The organism is Sporosarcina quadrami (assembly GCF_014836615.1).
Lineage (GTDB): Bacteria > Bacillota > Bacilli > Bacillales_A > Planococcaceae > Sporosarcina > Sporosarcina quadrami.
On the sequence record NZ_JACSQN010000013.1, the window covers coordinates 1 to 23,778 of the forward strand.

Annotated in this window: 28 protein-coding genes; 11 read left to right on the plus strand and 17 right to left on the minus strand. The window is 41.9% G+C overall.

All coding sequences use genetic code 11. From position 1 onward, the window contains the following. Positions 1-140 precede the first annotated feature (140 nt). On the minus strand, positions 141-536 hold the full coding sequence (locus H9649_RS13655) for a hypothetical protein (protein WP_191695463.1): 396 nt from the start codon (positions 534-536) through the stop codon (positions 141-143). A gap of 211 nt (positions 537-747) precedes the next feature. On the opposite strand from H9649_RS13655, the gene H9649_RS13660 reads away from it, so the two are divergent. Beyond that, positions 748-942, plus strand: coding sequence for a CsbD family protein (locus tag H9649_RS13660; RefSeq protein WP_191695464.1), 195 nt, complete (start codon positions 748-750; stop codon positions 940-942). Positions 943-998: 56 nt separating this feature from the next. On the opposite strand, the gene H9649_RS13665 is transcribed toward H9649_RS13660, so the two are convergent. Continuing rightward, entirely contained in the window at positions 999-1,481 is a 483-nt protein-coding gene (locus tag H9649_RS13665) for a general stress protein (protein WP_191695465.1), read from the minus strand. A gap of 154 nt (positions 1,482-1,635) precedes the next feature. Here H9649_RS13665 and H9649_RS13670 point away from each other — a divergent pair, with 154 nt between their 5' ends. Continuing rightward, positions 1,636-1,863, plus strand: a complete 228-nt coding sequence (locus H9649_RS13670; RefSeq protein ID WP_191695536.1) for a hypothetical protein — start codon at positions 1,636-1,638, stop codon at positions 1,861-1,863. A gap of 112 nt (positions 1,864-1,975) precedes the next feature. Here the strand turns inward: H9649_RS13670 and H9649_RS13675 are convergent, their stop codons facing one another. From H9649_RS13675 to H9649_RS13685, 3 genes are read right to left on the minus strand one after another with little or no spacing between them, the layout of a single operon-like run. Next, the gene (locus tag H9649_RS13675; RefSeq protein WP_191695466.1) at positions 1,976-2,758 is read right to left on the minus strand and encodes an ABC transporter permease; all 783 of its coding nucleotides are present in this window, start codon (positions 2,756-2,758) and stop codon (positions 1,976-1,978) included. Continuing rightward, positions 2,755-3,657 carry an ABC transporter ATP-binding protein gene (locus H9649_RS13680; RefSeq protein WP_191695467.1) on the minus strand — a complete coding sequence of 301 codons (903 nt, stop codon included), beginning with the start codon at positions 3,655-3,657 and terminating at the stop codon, positions 2,755-2,757. The genes H9649_RS13675 and H9649_RS13680 overlap by 4 nt, the downstream gene beginning before the upstream one ends. Beyond that, the gene (locus H9649_RS13685; RefSeq protein WP_191695468.1) at positions 3,654-3,854 is read right to left on the minus strand and encodes a PLD nuclease N-terminal domain-containing protein; all 201 of its coding nucleotides are present in this window, start codon (positions 3,852-3,854) and stop codon (positions 3,654-3,656) included. The genes H9649_RS13680 and H9649_RS13685 overlap by 4 nt, the downstream gene beginning before the upstream one ends. A gap of 141 nt (positions 3,855-3,995) precedes the next feature. Between H9649_RS13685 and H9649_RS13690 the strand changes: the two genes are divergently transcribed. From H9649_RS13690 to H9649_RS13715, 6 genes are all read left to right on the plus strand, one after another. Continuing rightward, entirely contained in the window at positions 3,996-4,904 is a 909-nt protein-coding gene (locus H9649_RS13690) for an EamA family transporter (protein WP_191695469.1), read from the plus strand. Positions 4,905-5,005: 101 nt separating this feature from the next. Next, positions 5,006-5,539 carry an RNA polymerase sigma factor gene (locus tag H9649_RS13695; RefSeq protein WP_191695470.1) on the plus strand — a complete coding sequence of 178 codons (534 nt, stop codon included), beginning with the start codon at positions 5,006-5,008 and terminating at the stop codon, positions 5,537-5,539. Beyond that, a complete protein-coding gene (locus H9649_RS13700; RefSeq protein ID WP_191695471.1) occupies positions 5,539-6,276 on the plus strand; it encodes a hypothetical protein in 738 nt (245 codons plus the stop codon). The genes H9649_RS13695 and H9649_RS13700 overlap by 1 nt, the downstream gene beginning before the upstream one ends. Before the next feature lie 15 nt (positions 6,277-6,291). Beyond that, positions 6,292-6,585, plus strand: a complete 294-nt coding sequence (locus tag H9649_RS13705) for a hypothetical protein (protein WP_191695472.1) — start codon at positions 6,292-6,294, stop codon at positions 6,583-6,585. 134 nt (positions 6,586-6,719) lie between these two features. Then, positions 6,720-7,079: a hypothetical protein gene (locus tag H9649_RS13710; protein WP_191695473.1), complete on the plus strand. Its 360-nt coding sequence runs from the start codon at positions 6,720-6,722 to the stop codon at positions 7,077-7,079. 64 nt (positions 7,080-7,143) lie between these two features. Next, positions 7,144-8,337, plus strand: a complete 1,194-nt coding sequence (locus H9649_RS13715; protein ID WP_191695474.1) for an alanyl-tRNA editing protein — start codon at positions 7,144-7,146, stop codon at positions 8,335-8,337. Positions 8,338-8,384: 47 nt separating this feature from the next. Here H9649_RS13715 and H9649_RS13720 read toward each other — a convergent pair whose 3' ends face one another. Next, complete coding sequence (locus H9649_RS13720; protein WP_191695475.1) at positions 8,385-9,353, minus strand: c-type cytochrome; 969 nt, start codon at positions 9,351-9,353, stop codon at positions 8,385-8,387. Positions 9,354-9,713: 360 nt separating this feature from the next. Then, positions 9,714-11,150 carry a proline--tRNA ligase gene (gene proS, locus H9649_RS13725; protein WP_191695476.1) on the minus strand — a complete coding sequence of 479 codons (1,437 nt, stop codon included), beginning with the start codon at positions 11,148-11,150 and terminating at the stop codon, positions 9,714-9,716. 414 nt (positions 11,151-11,564) lie between these two features. Here proS and H9649_RS13730 point away from each other — a divergent pair, with 414 nt between their 5' ends. Next, complete coding sequence (locus H9649_RS13730) at positions 11,565-11,903, plus strand: zinc ribbon domain-containing protein YjdM (RefSeq protein ID WP_191695477.1); 339 nt, start codon at positions 11,565-11,567, stop codon at positions 11,901-11,903. Positions 11,904-11,935: 32 nt separating this feature from the next. Here H9649_RS13730 and H9649_RS13735 read toward each other — a convergent pair whose 3' ends face one another. From H9649_RS13735 to H9649_RS13745, 3 genes are all read right to left on the minus strand, one after another. Then, positions 11,936-12,739: a cytochrome c oxidase assembly protein gene (locus H9649_RS13735; protein ID WP_225229897.1), complete on the minus strand. Its 804-nt coding sequence runs from the start codon at positions 12,737-12,739 to the stop codon at positions 11,936-11,938. A gap of 125 nt (positions 12,740-12,864) precedes the next feature. After that, on the minus strand, positions 12,865-14,610 hold the full coding sequence (locus tag H9649_RS13740; RefSeq protein ID WP_191695479.1) for a GMC family oxidoreductase: 1,746 nt from the start codon (positions 14,608-14,610) through the stop codon (positions 12,865-12,867). Positions 14,611-14,626: 16 nt separating this feature from the next. After that, entirely contained in the window at positions 14,627-15,457 is an 831-nt protein-coding gene (locus tag H9649_RS13745; RefSeq protein WP_191695480.1) for a gluconate 2-dehydrogenase subunit 3 family protein, read from the minus strand. Positions 15,458-15,661: 204 nt separating this feature from the next. Between H9649_RS13745 and H9649_RS13750 the strand changes: the two genes are divergently transcribed. Next, entirely contained in the window at positions 15,662-16,087 is a 426-nt protein-coding gene (locus tag H9649_RS13750) for a GatB/YqeY domain-containing protein (protein WP_191695481.1), read from the plus strand. A 71-nt stretch (positions 16,088-16,158) separates the two neighbouring features. Here H9649_RS13750 and H9649_RS13755 read toward each other — a convergent pair whose 3' ends face one another. Further along, a complete protein-coding gene (locus tag H9649_RS13755; protein ID WP_191695482.1) occupies positions 16,159-17,049 on the minus strand; it encodes a LysR family transcriptional regulator in 891 nt (296 codons plus the stop codon). Between the two features lie 121 nt (positions 17,050-17,170). Here H9649_RS13755 and H9649_RS13760 point away from each other — a divergent pair, with 121 nt between their 5' ends. Next, entirely contained in the window at positions 17,171-17,875 is a 705-nt protein-coding gene (locus H9649_RS13760; protein WP_191695483.1) for a YczE/YyaS/YitT family protein, read from the plus strand. 262 nt (positions 17,876-18,137) lie between these two features. On the opposite strand, the gene H9649_RS13765 is transcribed toward H9649_RS13760, so the two are convergent. From H9649_RS13765 to H9649_RS13790, 6 genes are all read right to left on the minus strand, one after another. Continuing rightward, positions 18,138-19,346, minus strand: coding sequence for an MFS transporter (locus H9649_RS13765; RefSeq protein WP_191695484.1), 1,209 nt, complete (start codon positions 19,344-19,346; stop codon positions 18,138-18,140). 11 nt (positions 19,347-19,357) lie between these two features. Further along, entirely contained in the window at positions 19,358-20,632 is a 1,275-nt protein-coding gene (locus H9649_RS13770; RefSeq protein ID WP_191695485.1) for a helix-turn-helix domain-containing protein, read from the minus strand. A gap of 177 nt (positions 20,633-20,809) precedes the next feature. Next, positions 20,810-21,040: a hypothetical protein gene (locus H9649_RS13775; RefSeq protein WP_191695486.1), complete on the minus strand. Its 231-nt coding sequence runs from the start codon at positions 21,038-21,040 to the stop codon at positions 20,810-20,812. Positions 21,041-21,613: 573 nt separating this feature from the next. Beyond that, positions 21,614-22,159 (minus strand): isochorismatase family protein, encoded by a 546-nt coding sequence (locus tag H9649_RS13780; protein WP_191695487.1) that lies wholly within the window; start codon positions 22,157-22,159, stop codon positions 21,614-21,616. Positions 22,160-22,373: 214 nt separating this feature from the next. Beyond that, a complete protein-coding gene (locus H9649_RS13785) occupies positions 22,374-23,156 on the minus strand; it encodes an aminoglycoside 6-adenylyltransferase (protein WP_191695488.1) in 783 nt (260 codons plus the stop codon). A gap of 107 nt (positions 23,157-23,263) precedes the next feature. Next, complete coding sequence (locus H9649_RS13790) at positions 23,264-23,683, minus strand: RND transporter (RefSeq protein ID WP_191695489.1); 420 nt, start codon at positions 23,681-23,683, stop codon at positions 23,264-23,266. Positions 23,684-23,778 lie beyond the last annotated feature (95 nt).

Below are 23,778 nucleotides of genomic sequence, written 5' to 3' on the forward strand. Positions count from 1 at the left end.
AAATCATCCGTATATTTAACCACAATAAAACACCCCAAAAGTTAGATTTTCTACTCTAACTTTTGGGGTGCACTTCAAAAATGGATTTCTATGTATACGTAATAGAAAAGGAAGCGGTCAAATTTCTCCGCTTCCTTTCATCATTCCTCAAAACCTAGTATTGGTACACGGTCTTCTAAAACCGTAATTTCATCGAATGGAATTTCAATGTGAAAACCGCCTTTGCCATGCGGGCTTACATTTACCTTCTTTGCCGCATACGGGTTATTTGTCACGAGCGTGATTTTTCCATTTTTCTCATTAAAACTTTCCATTGCAAAACGATAGCCTGATAGAATTGCATAAGGAAAAATCTCGTAAGCATCTTCTAATTCTTCCAGAATGACTTCCTTGAAAAACACATCCTCTCTATCTAAACTTGAAAACCCTTTTTCTATATCATTCTCATTATCTGATTGAAGATAGTATTTTCGTTTTTGGGATACAACAGGATATTCTTTTCCATTCCAAATTGCAAAGCGACCTTTTCTAAACATATTCATCTCCTCCAAAAAATTCATGTCTTTCAAATCATTATAGTAAATACCCGTTTCAAATGAACATATTCGTTTCTTCACATTTACATACTTGTAGACTAAGGCTTTTCTACTTAAATGCATTTGTGAATTAACCTTATAAATTCATTTGGTTTATCCTTTTTACCTATTGGGTATCCAATAACTACTACTAGATGAGGAGGCTATAATTATGAAAGAGAATGGTTACTCAGATAAGGTAAAAGGTGCAGTGAATAAAGTCAAAGGTGAAGCAAAAGATCAGTACGGAAATGCTACTGGTAATACAAAGCTTCAAGCAGAAGGTAAATTAGATAAGATGAAAGGCAATATGCAAGATAAAATTGGTGATTTCAAAGAACGACATAACGACGAAAAATACGATTGAAAGCCCTCTATTTTTGAAAGAGGTTGTCCCAATTAGGGACAGCCTTTTTTTGCACTCTACAAATTATCCGTATTTAAACGCGGCATCGTTTCTTCGGTGTTATCCAGAGTATTACTATCTGATAATAGTTCGCCACTATTTGTCATGGAAGTGCTACTATCTCTGCTTACATCCTCGCTATTAGACAATCCCACAATGTGAGAAACAGGTTCAACATCTTCCACAAACAATGCGATACCTCCATCTTTCATTTCCTGATAGATGTTTTCAGATTCTTCCTTTGAAAACCCCATCTCTTCAAACATATTCTCTCTCTTCAGATCGTTATCCATAAACATACTTGTAAACCGACTATGGAAGTCCTCTTTTTCTCTTCCTTCTACAGGGACAGCAGTCTGTTCCCGCAGTTGCGCCATGTCATCCTCCGTATGAGCTACTGCTGTAATCTGTTTTTCACTATAGCCTTGTGACAGCAATTCCGTGATTTTATACAATGCTGAATCAACGGAAAACAATGTACCGACATAACGATTCTTCATTTGTAAAAACACTCCTATTCTTCATGTCTTTAGTGTACTTTACCCAGAAAGCTAGCATAAAACACATTTTGCAACGCTTGCTGTATATGTTTACTATTCCCTGAAAGCGTGAATATGATGTAGACAAGCTTCATTTAGAAAGGAGATGTTTTCATTGACTGAGAAAAAGCATTTTACGGAAAACGATCGAAAAGATGCACAGGGACCCTTCATGGATAATCCTGAAAATCTACCGACTGACAAAGAAAGCATCTATGATATGCATGAAGATATGCAGACAGTAGATGCGATTCCACTTGAAGATGTTCGGTTGGAAGAAGAAGAGGAAGATCATCATCGGGAAACGAAAAGCTCTTCATCCAGTGAAGAGAAATACAAATAAATAAAAACAGCGTCTCTATGTGGAGACGCTGTTTTTATTTGTCGCTGTTTGTCGATAATTGCCCGGGAAATGACAGATAGTTATATAAGCTTGCAGTAAATACTTTTCTTGATCAAACGGTAGTCTTCGAGGCATTACGTTTTGACATGTATGCTCCCAAGATGAAAAGTAACACGATTAAGACGACCGTAAGTGTAAGGCTCATCCAATATCCAGTTGGAACGGAGTCCCCTTGCAGCGGATATGTCGCATATATCGACAACTTCCACGGAGATACCGTCCAAAACGCACCAATAACTGAATCAAGCACTTGAAAAACGAACAAAATTAGAATCGACAGACCCGCAGCAGCCCCTGTTGAAAGCGAAGCACTTAACGTCAAGACGACTGTGACCGCAAAGACAATCCACAAACTGTATGTTCCAACAAACTTCAAGATGTCACCAAAAGCCACCGGACCGAATAAAATCCTTATATAATACGAGGCAGCAAGAAAACCTGCCCACAGACTGCCAAGTACAATTGCGTTAATAACAATCCACTTGCTAAAAAAGTAACTCACAAATGACATAGGTCGTACATACAGCAGCGTTGCCGTACCGCTTTTCCGTTCACCCGATATCGAACCCATGAACGCAAGGATGATAATGAGGATACCAATCAACTGATATTGCCCCATTAAAGAAACGAAGATGTCTGTACCTTGGAATTGTGGCCACATGAAATCGGACCCTTCCGGCAAATTCCCGACACTTTCCATAATCTGCGGTAGGTAATGATTTGTGACAGGCTCCACTATGCCCAGGATAATGAATACAATCGGTATCCAGTACAGCTTAAAATTCCGGCTATGTTCTCTGAACTCTTTTTGCACGAGTACACCTGTATTTTTCATGACGACATCACCACTTTCATGAAAATTTCCTCTAGATTGGCGGTTTGCCATTCCACTTTTCTTATGCGGAAAGAATCTGCATGCAACGCAGCAAGTACTTCTGTCATTCCTATTTGCTGATGTGAAGGGTCAATGCTTACAAAATTGTTTTTTGAAGCCAATGTCCATGTCGAAATAGACAAAAACCTCGCTGCTTCCTCTACGGATTCAAATTCAATGAGTATTCTTGGATTCGCATACTTTTCTTTTATGGAACTAAGCGATCCATTTTCCACAAGTTCCCCTTTCCTAAGAAACAGTAACTGATCCGTCATTTCCTCTGCATCGTTCAATATATGAGTAGAGTAGAGAATCGTTGTCTGTTGCTGTAGCTCCTTTAACAGATTCATCACTTGCCTTCTTCCTACCGGATCGAGTGCTGAAACTGGCTCATCAAGCAATAGTAGTTTTGGTTTATGAACAACTGCCTGCGCCAAACCAAGCCGTTGTTTCATACCTCCAGAGAAAGTACCAATCCGCTTTTTCATTGCATCGCCAAGCCCGACGAATTCCAATGTCTTCTGTGCCTCACTTTGGACAATTCTCGAATCCACTCCACTCAGACGAGCAGCCATTTCCGTGAATTCAATTGCGGTCAGCCATGGAAAAAACTTTGGATATTGCGGTAAAAAACCAATGGAAGCTCTACTGTCCTTATTTTCTTCCTCTTTAAGAAGAACCGTTCCTTCTGTCGGCGTTACAAGTCCTGCCATCATGGACAATGCCGTCGTCTTCCCCGCTCCATTCGGTCCAATCAAAGCGGTAGACGTCTTTTCTACCAATTCAAACGTCATGGAGTCCACGACTTTATTGTCTCCGTAAATCTTTGATAGCTGACTTACTCGTAGAAGTTCCGTCATGTCTGTCGCCTCCCGAAAACGAAATAGAGAATCGGCCCTATTGTTCCTACCAAAAGAATAATAAGCACCCACATGATTATCGGTCCATTGGTTCTTTTATTTCGAATAACGTCTATTAAAGCTACTACCGCTAAAATTAGTTGAAGCACCAGTATTGGCATGATGAGATTCCAAGGTATGTTTGCCAATTCCTCCATACTATCCACTCCCTTAATTTTTGTTCTATTAAAAGTATAACACATTCTGTTATACATTGTATAGAACATAATGCGAAATTATTCGTCTGTTCTCTAATGTTGTTTATCCATGCTATACTATTTTCAATTGGAGGACTTAACATGAAAAACTGGATGTACCCGCTGTTTGTCATTATCGGGGCAAGCAGCTATGGAATTCTTTCTACGATTATTAAATTGGCCATACTGGATGGGTTTACTGCTGCCCAGGCAGTGACTGGCCAGTATTATATCGGATTTTTACTGGCTGTCGTTCTGTTCATTGTTTTCAAACGAAGACTTCCGAAGTTTGGTGGCGGGTATACGTTGCTCATCGCAGGGTTGTTCACCGCATTAACAGGGACGATGTACGGAAAAGCGGTCAGTTATATGCCAGCCTCCCTCGCCGTCGTTATGCTGTTTCAATTTACATGGATTGGCATGCTTTTCGACTGCATCGCACGCAAACGGTTTCCTCAGCGGATTGAAATTATTTCGCTGTTCTTTTTATTTGGAGGAACGATTTTCGCTGCAGGGGTCATTGATGCTGATTTAAGCGGCATTCCCTGGCAAGGATGGGCGTGGGGAATGGCAGCGGCTGTGAGTTTTTCCGCATTTCTAATGTCGAATTCCCGACAGGTCGAAGGAATGGATATGCTGACGCGTTTGTTGTTCATGTCCTTTTTCGCAGCGATTGCCATCACATTTTTCCAGGAACCACAAATTCTTTGGAACGGCACGTTACTGGATGGGCTATGGATATACGGTTTGATTTTAGGTGTATTCGGCATTGTCCTTCCCATTCTGCTGTTCTCAATCGGCATTCCGAAAGTCGGAGCGGGGACAGCTTCTATCCTGAGCGCAATCGAATTGCCGGTGGCGGTAACGGCCTCCGTCATTTTATTGCACGAGCATATGACGATTTTGCAGATTGTGGGCATTGGGATTATCCTCGTTGGTATGACATTGCCAAGTATCGGACAACGGAAAGGCAAGATGCGCAAAGAGATTTCACACCACCTTAACGGGTGATGTGAAATCTTTTTTTACATTCGCTGAAAACTTTCTGCCGCTTTCGCGGGTATATATAGTGAACAGCGTAAATCGCAGATGCCTTGGAAGGAGTGTAACGCGTGGAACAACATCATTGGGTTGAACAAGTACGGTCAGGCGACCAGTTCGCTTTCCGGCAATTTTACGAAGCGTATGCCAATGGTGCAATCAGGATCGCTTCTGCTATCACCCGCAACCGAGAATTGGCGAAAGATGCCGTACAGGAAACTTTCATACGGGTGTTTCGGCAAATTGACAGTTACAATCCCACATTGCCCTTCGATCCTTGGTTTTATCGGATACTGACAAATGAATGCCTCAGATTGATAAATAAAGAAACTTCACTCGTAAAGGTGGAACCATCGAATCTCGATGATAACCCGGCGCTCGTGGAGAAATCGTTCGATCAACTATCGGATCTGTATGACATCATCCAATCATTGGATGATCTTCACCGGATTCCTCTTATTTTGAAATATATTAAAGGGTTTTCAGAAAAAGAGATTGCGGACATATTGCAGTTGAATCAAAACACACTCAAGTCGCGATTATTCAAAGCACGAAAGCACTTGAAGATGCTACTGGACCCGCATGGAGAGGAGGACGTGACCTGATGAGCAAATTTGATAAACGGATCGAACAGAAGTTGTCCGAGCACACCGAGAAAGATGCACATGCATTGGAAGAGGATATTTGGAAAGGCATCAATGAAGAACTATTTGAAAGGAGGACATTCGAAATGAAGAAGAGGCCGAAGAGATTGATGCCTGCTGTAGCTGTCATCGCCGCGGCACTAGTTCTCGCATTCACATTGCAGACGGAGAGCGGATCAGCAATAATGAAGTCGGTGAAAGATATGTTTGCGCCTGAGAAAGAGATTATTCAGAGTCTCGAGGGACAGGATGAGCATACGAATGTGACATTGAATGAAGGCAAAGACTCTGAATATGTTATTTATGTCGACGAGTCGCGCTATAAGATGGTCAAAGGAGAAGAGGTAGATATTATTACAACGAGCGAGCCGTTGCCTGATGACTTTCCTGAAGTGAGCATGGAAATTAGACAATATCCGGATGAGTTGCCAGATGATCTCGTGAAGAAAATCGAAGCGGAATTAAAAGTTGAATTCCCTGATCTGCGTCCAGTTGAAACGGTGACAGAGCCTGTCGAAGGATACTGGCTACACGGTTTGGCTGAATCCGTCTGGGATGGGAAAGTGATTGATGTGTACGTCGTGAGTAATGGTAAAGAGGGGAGCTTTGTCATTACAGAAAACTATTTCCTTGAAGCGGCAGAAGGCCACGGTGCTCGATTTACTCATATGCTTGAAAGTTTCGAAATTGTAGACTGAACGGACGAAAGGGTGTTGCGTGAATCACCCTTTTTTTGTTTTTGCTTGGTGGATTCGGGCGCAGGGATGCTGTTTGCGGGCGCGGCACGGATGAATACGGGCGCGGGGATGCTGTTTTCGGGCGCGACTCGGATGAATACGGGCGCGGGGGTGCTGTTTACGAGCGCGACTCGGATGAATACGGGCGCGGAGGTGCTGTTTTCGGGCGCAACACGGATGAATACGGGCGCGGAGGTGCTGTTTTCGGGCGCGGCACTCCACCTATACCACATGCTCATTCAAGTCGCGCTAACTGCACTTTACAAATAAATAATTTTCTAATCAACTCCCATCTATATACGGACTCGCATATACTACATTATGCCACTTTTTTTAACGACAATGAATATTTTCTCTCTACATCGGGTATAGATTGTAAAGATAGCTAGTTAGGAGGCTTAGATATGGACACTTTTATGGTCGTCTTGAATACGTTGATTATTATTTCTTATATACTATTAATCGGATTTATTGCTCCTTTTATTATGCGCTTTCTGAAGAACAGGAACTACGATGTATTCATTCAACTAATTCCAATATTCGCAATAAGTCTGCTTGGTAGCATTGCAATCTCTGTTGGACTCGGGGGAATGTCCGAAATATGGTTCTTTAAAGCAGCAACAATCATTTCTGCAGTAATGCTCGTTTCACTTTTATTCCTGACGTTAGCAATGAGGAATTTATGGAAAGACGAATATGATAAGTTGATTGAGCGGATTGCAAGTTTTTTTCAAAAAAATGAACGGAGCTTCTCACTTAAATAGTGGGAAGCTTTTTCTGTTTTGGTGTACACTTAGCGTAAACAAATTACGGATAGGAGATGAAAGCATGCTAAAAGATCGGATTTATTACGAAGATGCTTATCAAAAAACATTCATTTCTCGCATTTTACATACAAGCAAGGATGTACAAGATCGCCCATATGCAGTGCTCGAAAACACCGCTTTTTATCCGACCGGTGGAGGTCAACCCCATGATGCAGGCACACTCAACGGAATAATCGTCATTGATGTGGAGGAGGTGGATGGAGAAATTCGTCACTTCCTTGCAGAAGCACTTCATTCTAACGACGAAGTGGAGGGTCAAGTCGATTGGAATCGCCGCTTTGATCATATGCAACAACACGCGGGACAGCATATATTAACTGCCGCGTTTGTCGAGCTGTTCAGTTTCCCGACAATTAGTTTCCATCTAGGCAAAGGCCTTGTTTCCATCGATCTCGATGTGGAAGATATCTCGCCGGAGCAATTATCGGCTGCCGAACGCTTTGCGAATGAAATTATTCTTGAAAACCGTCCTATCCAAACTAAATTCATTACCGAAGATGAACTGCAACACTATAATCTTCGCAAACAACTTGCGGTGACAGATGAAATCAGGCTTGTCATCATCCCGGAATTTGACTACAACGGTTGCGGAGGAACGCATCCACGTTCGACAGGTGAAGTCGGTTTGTTGAAAATCATCTCGACTGAAAAACAGAAAAGGAAAATCCGTGTACACTTTGTTTGCGGAAATCGCGTGCTGGATCAATTGCACCGGAAACACGAAGAATTATCTACAGCCTCGAAACTGTTAAGTGCACCTGAAGATGGCGTTGCCGCTGCTATCGATAAGTTACTTGAAACGAATCGTGCCACTGAGAAATCACTTGAAGACGCACAAGAAGCACTGTTGATATTCGAGGCAAAAGAATTAATAACACGTCAAACAGATTCTGTTATAAAAGCATCTTTCACTAACCGTACAGTTCAGGAACTCCAAAAACTGGCACGCTTGCTTGTGGGGGAAGGGAATGACTCAATCATTGCACTTCTCACCGCGGAAAACGGAGACAAGATACAATTCGTCGCTGCACGGGGTCCGTCCGCTACAGCAAGCATGAAAGCTGTTTCTGCTGCTGTGTTACCGCTTGTCAACGGAAAAGGTGGCGGTAACGATGCATTCGTCCAAGGTGGCGGAGAAAAGACAATGTCCGCTGTTGAGCTTGCCGATTTGATGGAGAACAGCTTGCAAAAATAAAAAAATCCTCCCGATGTGCAGTAATTGCATCGGGAGGATTTTAGTTATCAGTTTTTACCTAGCACTTCATTCCAATCAATTGTGCCGTCTTTGATGGCGTCGCGCTTGTCTTTCGTCATAATGTCTGTTGGACGTCCACCGTGCGGCCAGTCCTTGTCATGGTTTTTCCATTCAGGACGGTCATGCGATAGAATGAATGCAGCTAAATCACTCGATTCCTGGTCAGTCAACGTACCCGCAGCACCGATTGGCATATTGTGCTGAATGTAACCGGCCATTTTCGACAATCTTGCAATGCCTGCCCCGTCGTTAAATGAACCATCGCCCCATAGAGCCGGTCCTGTGTTAGAACCTGTTCCAGATCCGTCGCCTGCGTGACAAGCGATACAAGACTGCTGATATAACTGTTCTCCATCGGCAATGCTAGGGACAGGAACGTTTTCCATATTGCTTTTGCCACGCCAAGGTAGTTCAGCACCTACAGGAATTCCTTCAGAAATATACGTCAAATAAGCAACCATTGCATCTAAATCTTCATCGTCATCTGCAAATTTCTGGCCATTCATACTTCTTACCATACACCCATTAATGCGTTCTTCGATTGTAACAATTTGGCCTGAACGTCCAATGTACATCGGATAAACGGAAGCCATTCCAACTAAAGAAGATACTTCCTCATCCATGCCTGCTCCTGCGTGACAACTTGTACAAGATAGTTCATTGACACGCGCTTCTCCGTCTTCAGCAGTCGGCGCTTCACTTCTTAACACATTCGACGTGTCATTCGTCAATTCATAACCACGTAAAATGGCTTCTCCCAATGGGCCGTCCGGTACATCATCCAAAGATGGTGGATTATGTACAATGCCCGCTACTTGTGTTGGTGGTTCTACAATTGGTGCATCATTGTTGTTCGTTGCTTCTTTGTTGGCCTTCAGCTGATAAGCCATCGCACCAATCATTGCAAACGCTACAACTAATAGGAATCCTAGAACGAGTGTTGATGTTTTTCTCATTTCTAATACCTCCTCTTCTTATACTTATAGTGTAACTATTAAACTAGTGATTTCTGCATTATTTTCATTTTGTTTTAATTCTGAAACAACTTTGTGGCGAATTAAAGAAATTAAGCAGATTATCCTAGCCATCTATGACTATAAATGTCTCATGTAAGTATATAGACTATGCCCTAATACATGCTTATTTTCATATCACCACTTGTTCATCCTCTATCACCGCTTAACCGGCTTCTATAACCGCTTATCTGCACTCTATCACCGCTCAACCGTCTTCTATCACCACTCGCCCACTTTATGGAAATGAAAAAGCCCCCCACCTAGCCGAACACAGCTAAATAAGAGGCCCCTCTTCAACTTTTAGTAAGCTCTAGCAAACCACACAGTGTGCTTCGAGTCTTTACCACAATTAATGCATGTCGACTTTTCAGCCGGCGGGTTGAACGGAATATTACGTGTTGTAAATTTCGTTTCTTCCTTCACATGCTCTTCACACTCATCGTCGCCACACCATCCAGCAAGTATCCAACCAGGGATTTCACTGTTGTCGACTGAATCAGCAATATGCTTCTTCAACTCGTCCAATGTATCGATATGTGTATGCGAATGCTCTTCGCGGAATGCGCGTGCCTTTTCAAGCAGGCGTGTTTGCATCGTTTGCAGTTCTTGCTCGATGCTTTCGACTAGATTCGATAAATCGACAGCGACTTTCTCATCTGCGTCACGCGCTTTCATCAGCGCCTGTTCATTCTCCAAATCACGTGGACCGAGTTCAACACGGACAGGAACACCTTTGAGTTCCCATTCATTGAATTTATATCCTGGCGACTGATCGGAATCATCCAAACGTACACGAATATCTTTTGCTTTCAATTCTTTGAAAATCGCGTCAAGCCTCTCCATGATGGCAGGGTTCTTCTTCCACGGACCAACTGGAATGAGCACAACTTGTGTCGGTGCTACTCGTGGTGGCAACACTAACCCTTGCTCGTCACCGTGAACCATAATAACAGAACCGATTAGGCGAGTAGATGTACCCCATGATGTAGTGTGAACGAATTCATGTCGGTTTTCTTTCGTCAAATATTTAATGTCGAATGCTTCAGCAAACTTCGTTCCTAAGTAGTGTGATGTACCCGCTTGAACGGCCTTTCCGTCCTTCATCATCGCTTCGATTGAATACGTATCAACAGCACCCGCAAAACGCTCTGAAGGTGTCTTCTGACCGTCATATACAGGAATTGCCAGCAATTCCTCAACAACTTCTTTATAAATGTTCAACATTTGCATTGTTTCTGCACGCGCTTCATCTTCGTCAACATGTGCCGTATGTCCTTCTTGCCATAAGAATTCCGATGTACGGATGAATGGCAATGTTTTCTTTTCCCAACGGAATACGTTCGCCCATTGATTAATCAATACTGGCAAGTCGCGGTAGCTCTTAATCCAATCCGAATACAAATGACCGATCATCGTTTCAGATGTCGGACGGAGTGCTAAACGCTCTTCCAACTTTTCGCCTGCAGCCTCCGTTACCCATGGTAGTTCAGGAGAGAACCCTTCGATATGATCCTTTTCCTTCTCAAAGAACGATTCCGGAATCAACATCGGGAAATACGCGTTCCTATGACCTGTTTCTTTAAAGCGTTTGTTCATCTCGTCCTGGATATGCTCCCAAATTTCGTAACCATCCGGTTTAAATGCAATACATCCACGGACTGGTGTGTAATCCATCAAATCCGCCTTCTGGATCGTATCGATATACCATTTTGAAAAATCGTTTTTCTGATTGCTCATAATAATTTCCTCCCTATACATAATAAAAAGCACATAGTCGTCCCTCAAATAAGGACGTCTTTGTGCTGGATAGACGTGGTACCACCTTCGTTCAGCCTATGATTGTTGACAATCATAAGCCCTCGGACGTTTAGTAACGAAAACGACTCGGTTATGTTTACATAACATCTCCGTGGTAGGGTTCGATGAAAAGCGGTGGTATAGCTCTCAGCAATCACTATACTTTCTGGTTCACAATTTTCATTTACTGGGCCACATCTCTGATTCCATATTGCTTATAATATACCAAAGTTTCGCGTTCCATACAAATTGATTCACTTTTCTTAACACGTCTTTTGCTCTTTTGACACGACTTGGCTTATTCTGTTTATTTGATATAGTAGATAGGAACCTATCGGATGGAGGAATTAAATGATGAGCACACTACCAAATTGTCCTAAATGTAATTCAGAATACACATATGAAGACGGGAATCTGTTTGTCTGCCCTGAATGCGCACATGAATGGACAACAGAATCTGAAGTGGAAACCCAAGAAGAGAAAGTGTACCGCGATTCAAATGGAAACGTCTTGAACGATGGCGATACGATTACCGTCATTAAAGATTTAAAAGTAAAAGGTAGTTCCAATGTTGTCAAAATGGGGACACGAGTGAAAAACATCAAATTGGTCGACGGGGATCATGATATCGACTGCAAAATTGACGGTTTCGGCCAAATGCAACTGAAAACGGAATTCGTTAAGAAAATCTGATTCCAATAAACCGCTGACTTGAGCAAATCAAGTCAGCGGTTTTTCACTCCTTCAAGTTTAACAATCATTAGCAAACTCGCTTTATGCAACCCAAGCATAAGGAATCCAGACAGAGCTTGGTCGTATTTTGTGTTGAATGGCGATGGCAATAAGTCTGAAGATCCTAAGCTCGGCGGCAGACATAGATGCACAGATAGCTGGGTTAGTAGTGGGTTATTTCCCCCATCCATAAATGCGGTCAATATAAATAATAGACAGGCTGGCAAAAGTAAATAACCGCTAAGCATGGCATACCGTTTCATTTCATCCTTAGACAGTCTAGTACTAGGATCTGACGAAACCATCGGCCACCACATACCGAAAGAAAGTATGAATAGCAAGGTTAAGTATGTATTTTGCAACACCGGGATGGACACTAAAACGGACAGCAGGAATGGCAAATGATAGAGTAAAAACAGGATTGCGAATAGGGAAAGTACGACAATAGGGGGGTGCTGAGGAGTAGGTAGACGTTTAATCCGTGAAATCTCTATCAGTTTAACAAAAAATGTTTCTGGAATCCCTAGCAACAAAATCGGCGGAATAATAAAATACAAGATACTCATTTGAATCATATGCAAGCTAAACGAAAGATGGCTGAGTACCGCTAACGGGCTCGCTACTACAATGGATAGCGTGACAGCACTGCTTATAAATAGAATAGGTTGCAAACTACGCAAACTAAGCTCCGTGTAAATTCGTATAGAACGGACATACATAGCGATTACGATAAACACGATGACTATGATTGGCCATTTCCATGTCATTTGACCAGTCAACAGGAATTCAATCGTCATCACTAGCTGTTTGGCCCCCTTTCATATCAACGTCTTGCCTTAGTATATGATATGTAGCCTCATTTATTGCCCATAGTAAAAAGCACACTCATCCTAAGACGAGTGTGCTTTGGTATGTTGTTTCATTACACATGTGTGCTAACTTCTTTACGCGCTACCAATGGACCGCCTTCTTTTAAATACTTCTCAATGCCTTCTGCCGCCCGATAGGCCAGTGCGCCAACTGTTTCCGTCGGGTGATGACCGGCAAATTGGGGGAAGTTAGCTGCTCCGACTACGAAGATATTTTCCGCGTCCCACATTTGTAAATAGTTGTTCACAGCTGACGTCGAAGGATCCGTACCCATGATGACACCACCTGCATAATGCCCGCCGTCATACACATGATCAAACTCTTCAGGTACTTGGTCTTCATCGATAATATCTGCGCCCATCGCTTCTAAAATCTCACGTGACTTCTCAATACCAAACTTTGCGATATTGCGATCCTGATCGGTATATTTAAATGTTATACGCAAAAGCGGATCGCCATAATCGTCCTTATACGTCGGATCCAAGTCTACATAATTATGCCACCACGCCATATTCGCAGATGTATACCAAACAACTAATGATCTGTACGTGTAATGAAGTGATTTTTTCTTATAATCCGCACCCCATCCTGGCGTTCCACTCGGTACGTGATTGCTAGCGATTGCGCCTTTACCGTACTGTCTCATTTCAATTCCGCCGCCGTTGATGAAATCGACGTTCGTATGATCGAAGTTGTCACCTGCATAATCGCCTACAGCTCCACCTAATGCGCCTGCGCCTGCATAATAGTTGAACTTCTTATCCTCAAAATAACCGCGTGCACCGAGGAACGTAATGCCGAATTGCCCATTATAATTTCGCCCGATCACACCTTTTCGTGTTTTCGGATCATATGGTTTACCGATTCCCGATAGCAACAATAGACGGTTATTCGTAAATGTGAACGCAGCAAGGACGACAACGTCTGCAGGTTGTTCAAACTCTTCGCCTGTTAGCGTATTGACATACAAGACACCTGTCGCTTTACCGTTCTTGTATAGTACACGGCGTACATAGGATCCTACTCTTGCTTCGAAGTTCCCGGTCTTTTGCGCTGTCGGCAAAACCGTTACAAGCGGATCCGATTTCGCACCGAAATCACATCCATATTGTGTACAAAACGCACAATACATACAAGCATTCATCACTTCACCATCAGGGTTCGTATACCCCTGCGATAAATTACCCGCAGGTACTTGGAATGGATGCAAGCCCAGTTTCTTTGCGCCTTCTTTAAACAATTTTATCGGTGGTGATTCTTTCATCGGCGGGTTAGGATAGTCACTCGATCGATCAGGACCAAGGGGATCAGGTTCTCCCGAAATGCCGGCCGTCTTTTCCCAACGATCATAGTATTTCTCCATCTCGTCGTATGTGATACCCCAGTCCTGAATAGTCATTCCTTCAGGGATCTTCGCTTTCCCGTAACGTTCAATTGTTTTGCTTCTAATCTCAAAATCATATGGTTTCCAACGGTAGGATGCACCTGCCCAGTGAACACTTCCGCCACCTAAATCATTCCCTGCCATCATTTCTTTACGGGTGCGGACAGGAAGGGCCACTTCGTCGAGATTGTTACGTGATGTAATGGTTTCAGAAGAGAGGTTTTGCATCATTTCATAGCGGTTTGTATAACGCAGCTCATCTTTCACCCCTATGTAATCATCTCTCGTCTGATTCTTCCCACGTTCTAGCGCAACTACTTTATATCCTGCTTTCGCAAGTTCGGCTGATACAACTCCACCCGCCCATCCCGTTCCAACAACGACTACATCCACTTTTTCTAACTTAGTTACCATCCATTTTCCCTCCTAATTAATGACCTTGGTAATTTCGCAAACTCTGCTGATCTAATTTCACGAACTCTTCCACTTCAATTTGTGCAGCATAGCTCGCTCGAGGACCTGGATATTCTTTCATCTTCCAGCCCATCATGTTTTTATTGCCTCCGTACACCGGATCTGCATAAGCACCTTCCAATGTCGTCTGCAAAAGCATATTAAAGAAGTTCTTCGACCCGATGCCTTTCAATTCAACTTTTCCATCTTCAAACATACGAAGCACTTCATCTTGTTGTTCGCCAGTAATCTTGACAAAACTGGCTCCAAACTCTTTTTGTGCAACATTATCCAGTTCACGCAGTCCAGTAACAAAAATTTCACTTCTCGTCATTTTCGTCTGGTAACGAGGTGTGGGTGCTGGTACTTGTGTTTCAGCATTCGGACCTTGTTTGTTTTGGTCTTTTGTAATATTGTGATTACCTGTGTTCGTCGTATAAACCGCAAAAGGCCCCTTCATATATTCTTTTGCATTGACTCCCCACTCTGTACTCAATTGTTTGTCAATGAAGTACGGTACACCAAGTTCAATTGCTCCAGGTCCCGAATCATCTTTTGGATAAATACGTTCCGTAGCCGCCGCTAAAATGTCAAAATCCTGACCACGGCTGAAAAACACGCGTGCATCCTGGATCTGTCCATTGTCAGTTGCCGTCTGGACTTCCGGCTTCTGTTGAAGCTGGTTTGTCAATAGACCGCCAATAAGGCCGCCTCCGACTACTCCACCTGCGACAAGCCCGGTGTTTTTCATAAAAGTACGGCGACTCATTCCTTTATGTTCATGTAAATCATTTGGGTTATCTGCCATTTCAACTTCCTCCTTTTAGTAACTGCCGCTTTCTATTCATAGTTGCCAGAGCTATCCAAATCTATTCAAAACTAACGAGCCCTTCTGTAAATACGTTTAATTGAGTGACCAGAAGTTGATTTTGCACAACAACTCTTCTATACTTTTTACACAAAAGCTTTTGTGACATTTACTTCCTATAGAATCAACGAGAGGAGATTGACTATGTTAAAGACAACTGTGTTTGAACAATTGAAAACAGCTATGAGGGAAAAGGATACACTCTCAAAAGGGGTACTTACTCTTTTAAAATCCGCTTTGGATTCTGCTGAAAAGGAAAAAGGGGAAGCACTTACGGAGCAAGAGGAGATTGCCATCGTCAACCGGGAAGTCAAACAGACGAACCAGTCACTCGACGGCGCGAAACAAGCCCAGCGTGAGGACTTGATTGAGCAGGAAGAGAAGAAATTGGTCTTGCTAAAGACGTTCTTGCCGAAGCAGCTGAGCGAAGATGAAGTGAAAGCCCTGCTCACTGAAGCAGGCGTCACTAAAGGCATGAACATGGGAGAGGCGATGAAAATCGCCAAGCCGGCACTTGCAGGAAAGACGGACGGCGCGACGATGTCTAAGGCTGTTAAAGATTTGATTTAATTTATTTCATACAAACAGCCCACCAAAGCAGAATGCATTGGTGGGCTGTTTTTCGTTTACATGGTTTCACCTTAACTAAAATCCTCAATAGCATGTACCATTTCCCAAAACTGAGAAACTGCTTTGGATACTCTTGTATCTTTCGTTTTAATCATAACCGGCTCCACATGAAAATCGAACTTTTTCAGCTCGTGAATATTTAATTGCTCCATTGGAAAGGCATACGCTACTCTAGGGATGATCGATATTCCCAATCCTCTGCTGACCATGCCGATGACCGTCGTTAAATCCTTACTTTCCAGTACGATAGTCGGTTTGACGTTCTCAGCCTCAAATGCCTTACTTATTTTTTCATAATATGAATGGCCTTCCATTGCACCTAACATAATGAATGGGTAATCGGCTATTTCCTTAAAGGTTACTTTTTCAGATGAAAACACAGGACCCCAACTACGCGGACTTATGACTACATAATCCTGCTTCCCTAATGCCTTCAAATCATAATGGTCAGCTACATTTAGACGTAATAATAGGGCAACTTCAATTTCCTTCTGGGCAAGTTTCTTTAATAGGCCTGCTGAATCGCCTTTTTCGACGCTGATTTTAACGTTCGGAAATCGTTCCCGATACATACTTACATAATCGATGAGTAAATTCAAACAGGAAGATGAAACGCCAATCCGGAGATTTCCTGCCGTACCTTCTTCTATTTCCGTTATTTGCAGCTTAATATCTTTCATTGTAGATAGCAGCTTTTCTGCATAGTCATACAACACTTCTCCCGTTTCAGTCAACTCCCATTTTTGACGGTACCGATGAATTAATACAGTACCTAATTCCGTTTCAAGCTTCTTCAACTGTTGGCTTAGGGGAGGTTGGGCGATATGAAGCACTTCTGCCGCCTTTGAAATACTCTCTTGCTTGACGATTTCACGAAAGTACAAAAGCTGTTTAACATCCATTGCCATCTCTCCATTATACTTATTTCATATGTCGTTAGTGTCAATTATATATTATTCATATCTAACTTCCTATGATAAACTATTCTATACAAGTCCTAAAAACGGAGGTTTAAGCCCATATATGAAGATCATTACGAAACGGCTCACCCTCTATATAGTAGGGTTATTTTTATTGTCATTAGGCGTCAGCTTTTCTATTCAAGCAAGCTTTGGTGTTTCCCCCGTCTCTTCTTTGGCTTATGCCCTATCATTGACCGCAGGATTATCCATCGGCATGACAACCATACTTGCCAACATCCTCTTTATCCTTGTACAGGTCGTACTGAACAAACGAATTGAACTTCGTGAGTTTGCCATCCAGCTGATCATCGTCTTTCTGTTCGGGTTCTTCATGGATACGACCTTACATTTGTTGCAGTTGTTGCCTACCCCTGAAACACTTTTAGGCAGACTTGCCTTTCTGTTAATCAGCTTTTATATCGTTGCTGCCGGTTTAATCGCCTATTTCACAGCCAAATTGCCGTTGATGCCGTATGATGCGTTGACATATGTCATCAGTGACCGCTTCAAGATGAAATTCAGTAAAGCGAAAATCACGAGTGATTTTCTCAATGTCGCAGTCGCCGGCGCAGTATGCTTAGTCTTTATTCACTCATTTGGTTCAATTGGTATTGGAACTATATTGGCTGCGTATTTTATCGGCAAGATTCTTGGTCAATTCATGCCTCGGATCCAGCCTATTCTTCAACATTGGGTGTATAAGGGAAAGATTGATATCACCGTTGAAGAACGAGAAGTACTGGAACCGCTCGAAACGGAATCTTGACACATCAAACTAAAACACCCCAACAAGCGTTAAAGAGACCACTGAAAAAGTCCTTTAATATAGAACGACACTTAAAATGTTGATTTCCGTTCCGAGTGGGCGGTAAACCTCCTCGGTCGCTTCGCTCCACTGTCAGGTCTTACCTATCCCGCTCATCCCACAGTGGAGCCGCTCTGCACTCCACTCAACGGAACGCACGTAAAATAAAAAAACAGCGATCTACCTCCTTTAATCAAGGAAAGAATCGCTGTTTTGATTTATATTAATTCACACTACCTAAAGAAAGCTCCTTCGTTCTACGTGAAATAAAGAGATATAAACACGCAGCTAATAGGAATGCGATGGATGAAAAGATAACGGCAACTGTCTGAAGCGAGTACCACTCAGCAAGTAGGCCTAGCACAAACGTCAATAGAATTTGTAAAATGCTCTGCAGAAGGTCCACCGAACTGCCAAAGCGTCCCATCAATGCAGTTGGAATCGTTTTTTGATACATCGTCGCGTAACCCGTGTTACTGAATGCCATAAAGAAGCCCAATGTTATGAAAATAACGATTGCCAGCCATAGGACGCCAGATGAATAAAACAACAGATAACTGAGCATTGTCATTGAAAATCCTACACCGATATACGTTTGTAATGAGAGTTTTTTCACGAGTGCTGTCGCGCATAACCCGCCCGCAATTGCGCCGATTCCAGCAATACTTACTACGACTCCATAGGTCGCGTCTGTGGTTTGCAAGACATCTTTTAAAAACGTCATTTCCTGAGAATCGAGAGCAAAGGCCAGCATCAGTGCAGGGATATAAAGAGCAAAAAAAGTGAGCAGATGAGGCTTTTTTCGAATATAGTTCCATACTTGCGAAAAATCACTACGGATGACTCCGATTGTGAAGCGATCACTTTCTCCGCTTACTTCATTCTCAATGCGCGGTAATGAAGCGATCGCCCATGCACAAACGAAAAATGTAAACGCATTTACCCACATTGCAACACTAGTATTACTGATAGCAATAATTCCACCGGCAAGTGCTGGTCCGATCATGAAGGAACCGTAACTTAGCGTACTGTTCACAGCGTTGAATCTCAGTTTGTCTTCATCGTTTACGAGCTTCGTAATGACATACGTACTACTCGGTCCAAAGAAGCTACCGGCAATGTTTGCAAGGAAAATGAGACTATAAATGACCCACACCGATGTGGAAAAAGGCATCATGCAAACAATGATTCCACGGACAATATCGCTATACACCATCAGCCGTTTTCGGTCATTCCGATCAATGATGGATCCGACAAAGAAATTACTGAGTATCCGTGCCAGCGGACCTGCAATATAAATTCCAGCCACTGCCGCGGGAGAGTGCGTCAAATGCCAGACAGCCAGATTCAATGCAATCAGATAAATCCAGTTGCCTAAATTGGAAAAGCCCAGTCCACCCAACAGCAGCCCATACTGCTTAAAAAAACTCACGTCATCTCCTCCTAGCTGCCCATCCGCTGACGGACTTTTTCGCTTGCGATAAATGCATATTTAAAGCAAATACTTGCTTGCTTATACGCATGGAGCTCTTCATAAAACCTCGCCCATAATGGTGCATAAAATAGTGTCAATGAGTAATATTCCTGTTGAGAAAAATGAGTTAAAGCAAGCTCTTCAATCTCTTTCAAACCGGCAAGTGTGATGTTCCGTTCGCTTGCATATTTCAACAAAAGCCACTGACACTGATGATGTTCCACCTCAAATCGTTCTTTTGGATACTTGATGAATAAATCATCCAACAGCTTTTCATCCCCATGCTGATAAGTTGCCCGCATCCAATTGATGACCGTATGTAAATCTTCCAAATAACTATTTGCCTGCTCGTAATAGAATACGGCTTTTTTGAACAAACCCTGACACTCATAACAGTACGCAAGATTGTTATAAAGCGAACTCCATTGCCTTGGCGTTTGTATAGTTGCAACGTTTCTCAATAAATCCACACCTGCATCAAATTCTAGCAATGCCTCTTTAAATCGATGGAGCGAATTCAGAATGCCGCCTTTCATGGAATAGAGCTTCAACTGGAATAACGGCTTATATTGGTGGGAGAATGCCTCTTCTGCTTTATTGACATAAACGAGTGCTTGTTGAAATGAATATAAGCGGTGATGGGCAAAAGCCAAATGATAATAATAGTTCGCCTGTTCAAAACGACTGGCCATGTTCATATAGTTACTTACTTGTTGTTGGTCTTCCCGTGCAGCAACTTCTTCGAATTCCTCAAAGGACAGATGAGCATTTGTCGTTATGGCAATATACAATTGAGTCATCCGGTTTTGACGCCATGTGATGAACGGTTCTATTTTCATCAGCAGTTCTCTTGCTTCCTCTAGTACATTGTTTGATAACAAATAGCGGCTAAATACAAGGCCTGCAAGCACATCGACTTCTTGGTGAAAATTATCCTTTTGGAAAGATGACAGCTTCTCTATTTCTTTTTGTGTAAGATCTTCATTCGATAGTAGTTTTTCGTACAGCGTTTCAAGAAACGAGCGTTTACCTTCCAGATCCGCTTTCTCATGAGCTAAGTCAATCCCTAGGCGAGCCAACAACATTTCATATACTGTTTGTTCAGCAATGACCAGTCCATTTTCAATACGACTCAAGTAAGACGGCGTACAAATCCCCACCGCCACGTCATCTTGCTTCAATCCTTGCTGCTGACGATGATATTTTATCAACCGGCCCCAGTTTTTTTCTTCATGATCCGTCACAGCTCCCACCCCCTCAGTTCATTTTATCAAATTTTACGGAGTCATTATTGTGTATATGATAGCAGACTGCAGCAATCAGTCAGCTATTTCTCTGACACTTACACAAATAGAAAAACCATTACTTTGCCCGGCCAACGCGCAAAATAATGGTTGTATTTAAATGCGAAGCAATCCGTATTAAAAAGTGTCCACCCACACTTTAAATCTATCCATCGAACTTTCAGTACGAACAATGAATTCCCCCATCCCAGCAAGCCTAAAAGCTAAGGAGTAAGCTATTTTATAATCCGGTGTGTCGTACCCATCATACAACCGCGCGTACATTTCATTTCCTATTGAGTCAGCCCAGACATCTGCTTCGTATAGGCTATCGAAGAGGATATCTTCTCTTTTCCATTCAACAGTCATCTTTTAACCTCCCTATCCTTGCTTGACTATAGAAATAGTGTCCAAGCGAAATTTCAAGAATCGCGTCCGTTAATGGAATAGCTTAGAAACGTTGATTTGCATTCCAGCCTTACGCTTTCCGGAGGGCGTGGCTTGAGCCAAGCGAACAACGAAGAGTTCGCTTTGCCGTATTTCTGTGCACTTCAGAAATTAAGGCATCATTCCAGGGTCTCAAGGCAATTGCAAAGATATGCTCGAAAAGCTAACGCTTTGTCTCGCAAAAGCCGTTCTTAGTTACGACTTTCGCTAATCCTCCCGGAGTCGAAGGCTTGCACTCCAATCGAATTAGAGTGTAGTACTTAACAAACGCGCCCTATTCTTGAACAGTGTCACACCGTTGATTTCCGTTCCAGACGGACGCGTTCCGGAGGGCGGGCGGTGAACCAACCCGTTCGCTTCGCTACCGTTGGTTGTTTCACCTGTCCCGCTGATCCTCCCAGAGTCGCCGTCTTCCACTCCAATCAACTAAGAGCGTGCTGTGAAATAAAATTGCACGATTGCGGTAGACAAATCAATTATTAATTCCAAGTGAGATTAGGATTTTAATTCAACCTCGACATATTCTTCTACGTATTCTTCATAATTGAGAACATCAATGACATTCGACCAGTAAAGCACTGATCCTACAAAATCACGGATATCTAATCCTGGAAATTCATAGGTACTTTCGTCATTAACTGTAGCCGTTGCATCTTCAATAAACGTAACCTGAAATCCTCTGTCATACGCAGCAATTGCCGTAAATTGAGGACAATACTCTGTATTGAATCCAGTTACGAAAACATGATTAACACCAAGAGATTGTAGTATCTCCTGCAGATTAGTCTTAAAAAAAGCACTCGGTGTACTCTTTTCGATAATATTATCTGCATACTTAACTAAATCCGAATCAATATTTCCTCCTTCAGAACCATCAGCTATTGGACTTTCACTATTTTCATCCTTGTGACGTATAAAAATAACCGGTTGTTTATTACGCCTAAAGTCTTTTGCAAGGTTTTCAACTTTCTCTTTCTCTATATTGTAATCACCCATTTGTAGAAACCCATTTTGAAAATCTATGACCAATAAAGCTTTCATATTAGCACCTCATTAAGTTTTAATTTTTTCAATAAACTGACACACCAGTATATATTAATATACTATACCATTGGAATTCACCTCGTTTATCATTTTCTACAATTACTTCTACCACAATCTGGCCCTATTGTTGAACGAGCGCAATTCTTTTTTCCAGAATTGCGCCCGTTTGATGAATTGATGCAAATCCTTTTCACAGAAAAATGCTCGATAGTTAAACAAAGGACTTCTCTAAAAGACGTTGTAAATCATCGTGCATAGTGTATAAAGAATTCTTTTTTAGAACAGCTTCAAACAACCTAATTAAATCCTTAGAAACACACCCCAAACTCTCCACATTAATTTTTTCAGGGTATGTTTTTAGAAAGTCTTGAATGAAGGAAGGGCTCAGGGTATCGTAAGCCTTAAACTGGTGTAATTTTTTATTCTCGTTCATAGCCTGTATATATAGTGTGTAAGTTCGCATTGTCTCTAGCATACCAAGCGCATAAATTAAATTATTTCTTTTCAAAGCCTTTCCTACACCTATAGCACAGTAAACAAACTCGAAAGGCACATCGAATCCCGCTTCATATTTGACAGGTTCATTTTCAAATTTTTCATTTTCATCAATCATTTTTTCTGTTACCAATCCCGTTTTGTCGTCCACCACTTTCCACAAGGGTGATTTTACAGATAATAATTCGCGTGGGACTATGGAAACGTTAAACTCCAACTTATTTTCTAGTATTACGATAAGGAGAAAGATTTCCTTACTAAATTGCTTTTCTTTTATATATATGGGGTTCAGCTCTTTAAAAAAACCTTTAATAACGTCCTTCGCTATCTGGGAATTATTAATTTCAGTAGATGCTACCATTAAATCAACGTCAGAGATTTCATCGGTAAAGCCAATAACTCCAGACCCTATTTGGACAATACCTTCTACGTATTCCGACGTCCTTATCTTCTCAATCATCTTATTTAAGTACTGATTTCTTTCTTCTTGATCATACATACTACGATCATCCCCTTTACTCAATTAAATGGCCCGTTTGAAGAAGTTAGTTAACACATGTTTTGTCAACATTAGATGAGGTGTAATTAAATCATTAAATCGATTTTTTAATTTGTATTTCTGAAACGTTGAATAAGAAAAGAAATTAAATAAGAAATTATTAAAATCATTCCCATTAAGAAAGCGATAAGGAAACCAAATGTGCCTTGAAAACCTACCCATCCAGTTGTGAATGTAAGAAAAAATAATTCATAACAAAAACCAACCAGTATAATAGCAATAGGAATGTTAAACGGGAATAAACGCTTCCAACTTATTGCTAAAGGAACAGAAATGACCAATATGATGAACAAGATAATAATGTGGAGTGCTCCCCAACGGAATTCTGCACGAGACTGTGCAGCATTACCAAAGGCAGGTGTATTATATAGGTCAAACAGTGTGATAATTGCAGTAATAACCGCCGTCAATACAACTAATATGAAAATACTCCAGTTTATAGTTTTTAAGGTAGTTTTGTTCTTCATTTAATCCCCCTTAACTTCCTCCCGCAATGTCTTAATTGAGTAAGTTACTAAAGTTTTGGAACTCAAATGGCCAGTTTGTGATATAGACGAATTCA

What these genes read in the sequence shown, in the direction of transcription:
- H9649_RS13785 (WP_191695488.1), bottom strand. Translation starts at nt 23,156, where the DNA reads ATGTATGATCAAGAAGAAAGAAATCAGTACTTAAATAAGATGATTGAG.
- H9649_RS13715 (WP_191695474.1), top strand. Translation starts at nt 7,144, where the DNA reads ATGCTAAAAGATCGGATTTATTACGAAGATGCTTATCAAAAAACATTC.
- H9649_RS13710 (WP_191695473.1), top strand. Translation starts at nt 6,720, where the DNA reads ATGGACACTTTTATGGTCGTCTTGAATACGTTGATTATTATTTCTTAT.
- H9649_RS13730 (WP_191695477.1), top strand. Translation starts at nt 11,565, where the DNA reads ATGAGCACACTACCAAATTGTCCTAAATGTAATTCAGAATACACATAT.
- H9649_RS13755 (WP_191695482.1), bottom strand. Translation starts at nt 17,049, where the DNA reads ATGGATGTTAAACAGCTTTTGTACTTTCGTGAAATCGTCAAGCAAGAG.
- H9649_RS13720 (WP_191695475.1), bottom strand. Translation starts at nt 9,353, where the DNA reads ATGAGAAAAACATCAACACTCGTTCTAGGATTCCTATTAGTTGTAGCG.
- proS (WP_191695476.1), bottom strand. Translation starts at nt 11,150, where the DNA reads ATGAGCAATCAGAAAAACGATTTTTCAAAATGGTATATCGATACGATC.
- H9649_RS13700 (WP_191695471.1), top strand. Translation starts at nt 5,539, where the DNA reads ATGAGCAAATTTGATAAACGGATCGAACAGAAGTTGTCCGAGCACACC.
- H9649_RS13760 (WP_191695483.1), top strand. Translation starts at nt 17,171, where the DNA reads ATGAAGATCATTACGAAACGGCTCACCCTCTATATAGTAGGGTTATTT.
- H9649_RS13660 (WP_191695464.1), top strand. Translation starts at nt 748, where the DNA reads ATGAAAGAGAATGGTTACTCAGATAAGGTAAAAGGTGCAGTGAATAAA.
- H9649_RS13655 (WP_191695463.1), bottom strand. Translation starts at nt 536, where the DNA reads ATGTTTAGAAAAGGTCGCTTTGCAATTTGGAATGGAAAAGAATATCCT.
- H9649_RS13750 (WP_191695481.1), top strand. Translation starts at nt 15,662, where the DNA reads ATGTTAAAGACAACTGTGTTTGAACAATTGAAAACAGCTATGAGGGAA.
- H9649_RS13780 (WP_191695487.1), bottom strand. Translation starts at nt 22,159, where the DNA reads ATGAAAGCTTTATTGGTCATAGATTTTCAAAATGGGTTTCTACAAATG.
- H9649_RS13685 (WP_191695468.1), bottom strand. Translation starts at nt 3,854, where the DNA reads ATGGAGGAATTGGCAAACATACCTTGGAATCTCATCATGCCAATACTG.
- H9649_RS13735 (WP_225229897.1), bottom strand. Translation starts at nt 12,739, where the DNA reads ATGACGATTGAATTCCTGTTGACTGGTCAAATGACATGGAAATGGCCA.
- H9649_RS13665 (WP_191695465.1), bottom strand. Translation starts at nt 1,481, where the DNA reads ATGAAGAATCGTTATGTCGGTACATTGTTTTCCGTTGATTCAGCATTG.
- H9649_RS13740 (WP_191695479.1), bottom strand. Translation starts at nt 14,610, where the DNA reads ATGGTAACTAAGTTAGAAAAAGTGGATGTAGTCGTTGTTGGAACGGGA.
- H9649_RS13790 (WP_191695489.1), bottom strand. Translation starts at nt 23,683, where the DNA reads ATGAAGAACAAAACTACCTTAAAAACTATAAACTGGAGTATTTTCATA.
- H9649_RS13745 (WP_191695480.1), bottom strand. Translation starts at nt 15,457, where the DNA reads ATGGCAGATAACCCAAATGATTTACATGAACATAAAGGAATGAGTCGC.
- H9649_RS13680 (WP_191695467.1), bottom strand. Translation starts at nt 3,657, where the DNA reads ATGACGGAACTTCTACGAGTAAGTCAGCTATCAAAGATTTACGGAGAC.
- H9649_RS13690 (WP_191695469.1), top strand. Translation starts at nt 3,996, where the DNA reads ATGAAAAACTGGATGTACCCGCTGTTTGTCATTATCGGGGCAAGCAGC.
- H9649_RS13675 (WP_191695466.1), bottom strand. Translation starts at nt 2,758, where the DNA reads ATGAAAAATACAGGTGTACTCGTGCAAAAAGAGTTCAGAGAACATAGC.
- H9649_RS13775 (WP_191695486.1), bottom strand. Translation starts at nt 21,040, where the DNA reads ATGACTGTTGAATGGAAAAGAGAAGATATCCTCTTCGATAGCCTATAC.